This window comes from Photobacterium sp. Ph5, assembly GCF_022129445.1.
In the GTDB taxonomy this organism is placed as follows: domain Bacteria; phylum Pseudomonadota; class Gammaproteobacteria; order Enterobacterales; family Vibrionaceae; genus Photobacterium.
This window is the reverse complement of record NZ_JADQAQ010000086.1, coordinates 1-7,898: the sequence shown is the minus strand read 5'-3', so window position 1 is coordinate 7,898 and position 7,898 is coordinate 1. Positions and strand designations below refer to the sequence as shown.

Annotated in this window: 11 protein-coding genes; 3 read left to right on the top strand and 8 right to left on the bottom strand. The window is 39.1% G+C overall.

What is annotated here, in order from left to right:
• Positions 1-192 (top strand): hypothetical protein (locus I3259_RS19515; protein ID WP_238031353.1); only part of this gene is annotated, 192 nt, incomplete at its 5' end.
• Between the two features lie 378 nt (positions 193-570).
• On the opposite strand, the gene I3259_RS19510 is transcribed toward I3259_RS19515, so the two are convergent.
• From I3259_RS19510 to ftnA, 8 genes are all read right to left on the bottom strand, one after another.
• The gene (locus tag I3259_RS19510; protein WP_006647467.1) at positions 571-783 is read right to left on the bottom strand and encodes a cold-shock protein; all 213 of its coding nucleotides are present in this window, start codon (positions 781-783) and stop codon (positions 571-573) included.
• A 253-nt stretch (positions 784-1,036) separates the two neighbouring features.
• Positions 1,037-1,249, bottom strand: a complete 213-nt coding sequence (locus I3259_RS19505; RefSeq protein ID WP_005372111.1) for a cold-shock protein — start codon at positions 1,247-1,249, stop codon at positions 1,037-1,039.
• A 225-nt stretch (positions 1,250-1,474) separates the two neighbouring features.
• Positions 1,475-1,684, bottom strand: coding sequence for a hypothetical protein (locus I3259_RS19500; RefSeq protein WP_238031352.1), 210 nt, complete (start codon positions 1,682-1,684; stop codon positions 1,475-1,477).
• Between the two features lie 338 nt (positions 1,685-2,022).
• Positions 2,023-2,226, bottom strand: coding sequence for a cold-shock protein (locus I3259_RS19495; RefSeq protein ID WP_005372118.1), 204 nt, complete (start codon positions 2,224-2,226; stop codon positions 2,023-2,025).
• 358 nt (positions 2,227-2,584) lie between these two features.
• Positions 2,585-3,772: an NAD(P)/FAD-dependent oxidoreductase gene (locus I3259_RS19490; RefSeq protein ID WP_238031351.1), complete on the bottom strand. Its 1,188-nt coding sequence runs from the start codon at positions 3,770-3,772 to the stop codon at positions 2,585-2,587.
• Between the two features lie 145 nt (positions 3,773-3,917).
• Positions 3,918-5,027, bottom strand: coding sequence for a mechanosensitive ion channel family protein (locus I3259_RS19485; RefSeq protein ID WP_238031350.1), 1,110 nt, complete (start codon positions 5,025-5,027; stop codon positions 3,918-3,920).
• Positions 5,028-5,180: 153 nt separating this feature from the next.
• On the bottom strand, positions 5,181-5,516 hold the full coding sequence (uspB, locus tag I3259_RS19480) for a universal stress protein UspB (protein WP_238031349.1): 336 nt from the start codon (positions 5,514-5,516) through the stop codon (positions 5,181-5,183).
• A 69-nt stretch (positions 5,517-5,585) separates the two neighbouring features.
• The gene (gene ftnA / locus I3259_RS19475) at positions 5,586-6,110 is read right to left on the bottom strand and encodes a non-heme ferritin (protein ID WP_238031348.1); all 525 of its coding nucleotides are present in this window, start codon (positions 6,108-6,110) and stop codon (positions 5,586-5,588) included.
• A gap of 254 nt (positions 6,111-6,364) precedes the next feature.
• On the opposite strand from ftnA, the gene I3259_RS19470 reads away from it, so the two are divergent.
• Positions 6,365-6,787: a universal stress protein gene (locus I3259_RS19470; protein ID WP_238031347.1), complete on the top strand. Its 423-nt coding sequence runs from the start codon at positions 6,365-6,367 to the stop codon at positions 6,785-6,787.
• Positions 6,788-6,934: 147 nt separating this feature from the next.
• Entirely contained in the window at positions 6,935-7,807 is an 873-nt protein-coding gene (locus I3259_RS19465) for a carboxylate/amino acid/amine transporter (protein ID WP_238031354.1), read from the top strand.
• The last annotated feature ends 91 nt before the right edge of the window (positions 7,808-7,898 follow it).

Below are 7,898 nucleotides of genomic sequence, written 5' to 3'. Positions count from 1 at the left end.
CCTTACCCACCAGGCATCCCAATGCTAATGGGTGGTGAAAACTTCGGTGACGAAACAAGTCCTCAAATCCAGTACTTGAAAGCACTAGAAGCATGGGATGCTGAATTCCCTGGTTTCGAACACGAAACTGAAGGCGCTGAGATCGAAGACGGTAAATACCATGTTCTTTGTATCAAAAAAGACGCTCTATAATCGACTAAGTCGATAACGTGACTACCTAAGTCCCCGCTCATTGAGTGGGGATTTTTTTGTCTATGACGACACATTAATTGATATACATAACATCATAATAAATATAACGATATCGAGACTAACTAATAAGATCGAAAGCTAATTAAAAGGAGAGTTATAACGAAGTGAATGTATTGCTGCTTCCTTGCAGCTTTATTATTTTAATATCTATCTACACGCTTGATAGCCATTGGCTTTTGCCATCTATTGGAGAGTTCAGATAATACAGAGCAAGACTGAACAAACACTTACATGTTCTATAGCGATAACAGCATCTTAAATTACAGATATAAAAAATGCCGGCCTTAGCCAGCATTTCATGTTTATCACAAGATAAACTTATAAAGCGATAACATTTGCCGCCTGCAGACCTTTCTGGCCTTGCTCTACGTCAAATGAAACTTTCTGACCTTCAGTTAAGGTTTTGAAACCTTCTGAAGCAATCGCACGGAAGTGAACGAAGACATCAGCGCCGCCATTGTCTTGAGTTAGAAAACCAAAACCTTTTTCTTCGTTAAACCATTTTACTAAACCAAGTGTTTTATTAGACATTATGTGTCCCTTATATTTATTTCATTAAAGTGTCGCAACACGCGACGGCCGAAATAACGATGTTTGAACTATCGATAAAGCAAAGGGAAACACGGATAAAACAACATAAATGCAGCGATAAACAGTTTTCTTCTACGAAAAAGATGACAAATTTCAATTTTCAGCGAGTAAGACATTTAACTAATATCTTCTTTAGTTAAACACCCTAGTGGATGTTCAGGTAGCAGCGATGCCGCTACCTGATCGTCAGTCTTTACAGACCAACCACATTTGCCGCTTGCAGACCTTTTTGGCCTTGCTCTACGTCAAATGAAACTTTCTGACCTTCAGTTAAGGTTTTAAAACCTTCTGAAGCGATTGCACGGAAGTGAACGAAGACATCAGCGCCACCATTGTCTTGAGTTAGAAAACCAAAACCTTTCTCTTCGTTAAACCATTTTACTAAACCAAGTGTTTTATTAGACATTATGTGTCCCTTATATTTATTTCATTAAAGTGTCGCAACACGCGACGGCCGAAATAACGATGTTTGAACTATCGATAAAGCAAAGGGAAACACGGATAAAACAACATAAATGCAGCGATAAACAGTTTTCTTCTACGAAAAAGATGACAAATTTCAATTTTCAGCGAGTAAGATTATTAAATTAAGCGAATTAATTTATTCGATTAATTTAATACCCTTTAGGTATTAATAAGAAATAGTGAAATTACCAATTAGTTTATTATCAGCATTAGTAATATCGCCTTTACCGGTTTTTTCACAGTATGTGAAATTAATATCCACATTATCAACATTACCTTTCATTAATACATGTCGGGTTAATACATCACTATTTAACTGATGAATAGTCGAATTCCAAGAATGTTTGTTTTTTAATAAATTAAAGTTTACGTTCATTATTTTACTGCTTCTTTTGTTTGTGTATTTATTGTATTTACAGAGCGGTTTTGTTGAAACCAAAATCGTTTACGACCAAGAGATCGAGACATAAGCATATCCTTAGCTTTATCATTAACTTAAATGCATTTTTAAGATATTTCTTAGTACATTCAAATTATAAAATGAGTATAAAATCTATTTATTATAGGTAACGAGGGAAATAGGAACGTAACGACAAATACAAACAAAAGCAGATATTGGAAGTGGTTATTATTTTCGATGGTACAGTATAACTAATTATTTTTACTTTGAAAGCGGCGCAAATAGTATATAACTCTCTGCGCCAACTTAAATTCTTATAGCGCTACAACGTTAGCTGCTTGTAGGCCTTTTTGACCTTGCTCTACTTCGAAAGAAACTTTTTGGCCTTCAGCCAAAGTTTTAAAACCTTCAGAAGCGATAGCACGGAAATGAACGAATACGTCAGCGCCGCCATTATCCTGAGTAATGAAACCGAAACCTTTCTCTTCGTTGAACCACTTAACGATACCAGTAGACATATTGTGTCCCTTATTTAATTTAAAATTCATGAGTTATCGTAAAAAATTACGATGCGCTGAAAGCTTGAATTATTGAATGTGACGATGAAGCTAAGGGAAACACTGAGGATGACAACAATAACGAAGAAATTCTGAGGTTTTACTTTTACTTGATGTTTCATTAATAACTCTGAACAACAGAGCGACGCCATTATTGTCTTATAACCGAAGATTGTAAAGGGTTATTTTTTATAATCTACAATTATATTTTTAACTCATTGATATTACCTACATTAAATTAAAAAATAATTAGTTTAAAATAGGTAATATCAAATAACATGGCAATTCAATAAATTTACTTTATGTCATAAACTTTTATTTACGCGTATTGACCCGCAACATAACCTGAACTCCATGCCCATTGGAAGTTATAGCCACCTAACCAACCACTGACATCCATCACTTCACCAGCAAAGAACAAGCCTTTTACTTTCTTCGCTTCCATGGTTTTCGATGACAGTTCATCGGTATCTACGCCACCTAATGTCACTTCTGCGGTACGGTAGCCTTCTGTACCATTTGGCGCTATTTGCCATTGGTGGAAGTATTCAGTCAGTAATGCCAACTCTTTATGGTTAAGCTGCTTTAACGGCTTATCTTGCACATCCCCACGTTCAATTAACGCTTCAATTAAACGCTTAGGCAGTAATCGAGACAGCGAATTCTTCAAGCTTTGGTTCGGGTGTGCTTCACGCATTTCATTTAAGGTGTCAGCCAAGCTTAAATGCGGTAATAAATCTGCAGTGATCTTCTGACCTGGCTTCCAGTATGACGATACCTGTAAAATCACTGGGCCTGATAAACCACGGTGGGTAAACAATAAATTTTCTTTAAATGAAGTGCCATCTTCAGTTTCAACGACTGCAGGAACGGCAATACCAGACAGATCAGCCAATGCTTCTTTATCTTCAACATGCAAAGTAAAGGGTACAAGACCTGCAGTGGTTGGGATCATTTTCAAGCCAAACTGCTCAGCAATTTGATAGCCAAAGGGTGTTGCACCCAGTTTCGGCATCGATAACCCGCCTGTTGCAACCACCAGCGATTCACAGCTAACGGTGTCAGTATTAAGGCCAAGAGTAAAGCCAGAGTCAGTCTTTTCAATGCTATGCACATCGACTTGGTAACGCTGAACAATGTTTGGTATATCACATTCAGCGATTAGCATTTGGACGATGTCTTTTGCTGAATCTAGGCAGAATAGCTGGCCATGATCGCGCTCTTCATAATCAATCCCGTGTTGGCACACCATGCCAATAAAGTCCCATTGGGTGTATTGAGATAGCGCAGATTTCACAAAGTGTGGATTACGACAAACATAGTTACTCGCCGCTATATCCATATTGGTAAAGTTACAACGACCGCCACCTGAGATCAGAATTTTACGTCCTGGCTTTTTACCGTGATCAACCACTAAAACAGAGCGGCCACGCTTACCCGCTTCGGCTGCACACATTAAACCAGCAGCACCCGCACCGATAATGACGACATCGTATTTATTTGCCATGAATTACTTTCTGCCTTTCAACAACACTAAGGAAAAAACGAAAAAAGGATGCTAGTCGCTAGCATCCTTTCTCTCTCGCGGTGGCTATTTTACCTACCTAATAGCGTAATACCAACCGTAAAAATTTATCTTAACTTCCACTCGATTAAGCTTGCTGAACACGCTCGATGGATGCCAATGCCGTAGCTGCCGCCGCAGGCATATCAAGTGTTGTGGTTGGGAAGGCAAAATCAGCACCATGCGAATGCACAATCTCAACAATTTTAAGCATCACATCTTGCTGTACATCTTTGTACTTGATCCACTCAACCGTTTTGGTAAAGGTGTATACCAAGATATTAAGTGACGACGCACCGTAAGTATCAAAGCTCACAATCAAGGTTTGTCGAGTATCAATATCAGGGTGATTTTGTAGCATGGTTTTGATATCACGCACGACATCTCCTACCACCGCCGCATCACAATAACGTAAACCTACACTTTGCTTTATACGGCGGTTGAGCATACGAGAAGCGTTTTCTACCACTACCGAACTAAACACCGAGTTAGGCACATACAATGGGCGCTTATCAAAGGTGCGGATAATGGTCATACGGAAACCAATTTTTTCTACCGTACCTTCGATTTGACGATCAGGGCTGCGGATCCAATCACCCACTTTAAACGGACGATCAAAGTACAGCATCATGCCGCCGAAAAAGTTGGCTAGCAGATCTTTGGCGGCCATACCGACAACTAAACCACCAACACCACCAAAGGTTAATAACCCCGATAAGCTCAAACCGAGGTTTTGCATGGCAATTAAGCCACCAAATACCATCACAATCAGGCGTAGTATTTTTGATATCGCATTAACGGTGGTCGCATCACGTTGCGGTCGGTTTTCCAATATGGTGTGCTCCATATTGGAAATTAAACGAAATAGCGTCCAAATGATGGTCCAGATCAGCAACAGATGGCGAATGGTCGATAATGATGTGCTGGAATAGCTGGTCAAATTATCGACTAATATACCAATCGACAACAACCCAGGCCAAACCCAAATACATAAAGTAATAGGTGCGCGGATCGCACTGATTAATGCGTCATCCCAAATAAACTGACTTTTTTCTGCCACCGTAGATAAACGACGTGACAATAAGATCCATCCACCCCATAGCACCGAGCTCAACAATAACAGTAAGCCAATGTTATACATCCAATCGACAGATGCGCCTTTTTCTAACGACGACCACCACTGTATGAACTTTTCCATAACGTTTCTGTTTCTCTATGGTTAGCAATAGGCAAAAAAAATAGGCTATTAATATAGCCTATTCATCATATTATATTGAGATCATACTAAACATCAGACATCGCGCAAAGCCAGCCTAAAAACAAGATTCTTAGTGCTCAATCGAAAGATGTCTCAGTAACCAAGAAAAGCCACTGCAAAAATCGCGATAAAAAAGGTGATCATAAAGGTACTGGCGAGAATAAATAGCTTACGTACTTTAATGCATTTCGCCATAAAAACCGGATCATGGTGCTTTTTATATTGTTCGCTGCGAATGTAATGAAATAAACGAATTTGTTTACTGACATTACCTTGAGAAGAAAAAAAACCGCGTCCATCCACTTGCTGATACAAAAGAGGATCACACTCTCGCATCACCACTAGCAATGTTCTTAAGGTACTGATGTAACGAGACGTATTAACAACTGCCACTAAAAAAAGTGCGAAAAGAAATGCATCACTACTCATTTATATTCTCCCAAAAAATGCGGTTCCACTCACCGGGAGATAAGGGAGCGAATTCGCTCCCTATCAATATTAGGCTTGTGAATCCATAACAGATGTAGACTCTGCTTTTGCCATCGCGGCTAAATCTTTATCAATAAAGAATAGTGCCTTACCGTCTTCACCGACTAATTCAATTTTGTCTAAAATGCCTTTAAACAATTTTTCTTCTTCGTGCTGCTCTGATACGTACCACTGTAAGAAGTTGAATGTTGAGTAATCTTGCGTAGTAAATGCAACATGAGCAAGTTCATTGATCTTCTTGGTGATTAATTGCTCGTGTTCGTATGTTTCACGGAATACATCGCCTAATGATGTAAATTCGTGTTTTGGTGCCTCAATCGTGCCAAGAATTGGCAATGCACCCGTTTCGCTTACATAAGTAAACAAACGTTGCATATGCTCCATTTCTTCAACGGCATGAGCACGCAAAAATTCAGCAGCACCTTCAAAACCTTTATCCTCACACCATGCACTCATCTGCAAGTATAGGTTCGAAGAGAAAAATTCTAAGTTGATTTGCTCGTTTAGGTTATCAACCATAGCCTTGGCTAACATTGCACTACTCCTGTTTGTTTAAGTGTAATCAAGACATTGTCACTGCGCATTGTTTAGAATGCAACTAACGAAAAAAAATACTGAGATAATTCTCTTTAATTTTCATAAGATACGAAATTAACAGCAAAAACGCTTACTTGTTTATGAAAAATAATTAACCACTAACTCCGCAATAAGATGCGACCAAATCGATATTTTTGCCCCATACTCAATGCTAATATGCATTATACCTAATGAATATGGAGTGTCAGTTAATGGTCTATAAACACATCCTTGCCGCTATTGATTTATCAGAAGATAGCGAAGTATTAGTCCATAAGGCCGCGCTATTAGCCAAAGCCCTTGATGCTAAATTATCTCTGATCCATATCGATGTTGATTACGCTGATTTATACACTGGACTCATTGATATTAATTTAGCAGAAATGCATGAGCGCGCTGAAAATGATGCACAAAATCGCCTTCATCAACTGGCACAAGAAGCACATTATCCTGTGTCACATACCCTAGTCGGTAGTGGTGATCTTAGCGAAGAAATTTGTCATGCGATAAAAAACATGGATATCGATTTGGTGATTTGTGGTCATCATCAAGATTTCTGGAGCAAAATCTTATCATCAACTCGTCAGCTACTTAGCCGTACACCTGTTGATTTATTAATGATTCCATTGAAATAATCTCGCGGTAAACCTTTCGTCATCCAGCAGCCAACATCTTTGGCTGCTGCTTATACCTGTTATTTTCTACTCTATATTTCATAGGCGACAAGATTAACTTTCGTTACACTCATGTCCTTAATTTTTCAAATGGATGTTACTGGCGTAATGGGATATTTATCTGTCATCACCCTTTTATGGGCATTTTCTTTTAGCTTAATTGGCGTCTACCTTGCCGGTCAGGTTGACCCTTGGTTTTCTGTATTAACTCGTGTCAGTTTAGCCGCGTTGGTTTTTATCCCTTTTTTACGCTTTAAACACATCCATCCCAAATTAGCGCTCAAATTAATGATGGTTGGCGCTTTCCAGTTAGGGATCATGTATTGCTTCTACTACCAATCTTTTTTATATCTCAGTGTGCCTGAAGTATTACTGTTTACTATTTTTACCCCAATTTATGTCACTTTGATTTACGATGCACTCCATAAGCAGTTTTCTCCGTGGTATTTGCTCACCGCAGCAATCGCTGTATTAGGTGCTGCTGTGATCAAGTTTGAAGGCATCAACCAAAACTTTATTATCGGCTTTGTCATCGTCCAAGGGGCGAACCTGTGTTTTGCTATTGGGCAAGTAGGCTATAAACGAATTATCGAACAAGAAACCACAGCGCTGCCACAACATACGGTATTTGGCTGGTTTTATATTGGTGCCATCTGTATCGCGTTACCGATGTTTTTATTGTTTGGCAATAACGACAAACTACCGACGACCGATACTCAATGGGGGATCTTGGTTTATCTTGGTGTAATTGCTTCAGGCTTGGGGTATTTCATCTGGAATAAAGGGGCGACGTTAGTCAATGCTGGCGCTCTTGCAATCATGAATAATGCACTGGTACCTGCTGGGTTGATTGTGAATATTGTGATTTGGAATCGTGATGTCGATTATCCACGTTTGATTGTAGGTGGCGTGATCATTATGTTTTCACTGTGGCTAAATGAAACCTGGGTGAAACGCAAAGTTCAGCAAAGCCAACGATAAGTTGCTTGTTATAAAAACAACAAAGCCAGCGTTTAATGCCTGTCTCTTGATCACAAGTTATTGTGTTCAAGAGACTTAGCTAGCTCATATC

Coding starts and splice junctions, on each gene's coding strand:
- I3259_RS19500 (WP_238031352.1), bottom strand. CDS start 1,684: ATGAACGTAAACTTTAATTTATTAAAAAACAAACATTCTTGGAATTCG.
- I3259_RS19490 (WP_238031351.1), bottom strand. CDS start 3,772: ATGGCAAATAAATACGATGTCGTCATTATCGGTGCGGGTGCTGCTGGT.
- I3259_RS19505 (WP_005372111.1), bottom strand. CDS start 1,249: ATGTCTAATAAAACACTTGGTTTAGTAAAATGGTTTAACGAAGAGAAA.
- I3259_RS19470 (WP_238031347.1), top strand. CDS start 6,365: ATGGTCTATAAACACATCCTTGCCGCTATTGATTTATCAGAAGATAGC.
- I3259_RS19485 (WP_238031350.1), bottom strand. CDS start 5,027: ATGGAAAAGTTCATACAGTGGTGGTCGTCGTTAGAAAAAGGCGCATCT.
- uspB (WP_238031349.1), bottom strand. CDS start 5,516: ATGAGTAGTGATGCATTTCTTTTCGCACTTTTTTTAGTGGCAGTTGTT.
- ftnA (WP_238031348.1), bottom strand. CDS start 6,110: ATGTTAGCCAAGGCTATGGTTGATAACCTAAACGAGCAAATCAACTTA.
- I3259_RS19465 (WP_238031354.1), top strand. CDS start 6,935: ATGGGATATTTATCTGTCATCACCCTTTTATGGGCATTTTCTTTTAGC.
- I3259_RS19510 (WP_006647467.1), bottom strand. CDS start 783: ATGTCTAATAAAACACTTGGTTTAGTAAAATGGTTTAACGAAGAAAAA.
- I3259_RS19495 (WP_005372118.1), bottom strand. CDS start 2,226: ATGTCTACTGGTATCGTTAAGTGGTTCAACGAAGAGAAAGGTTTCGGT.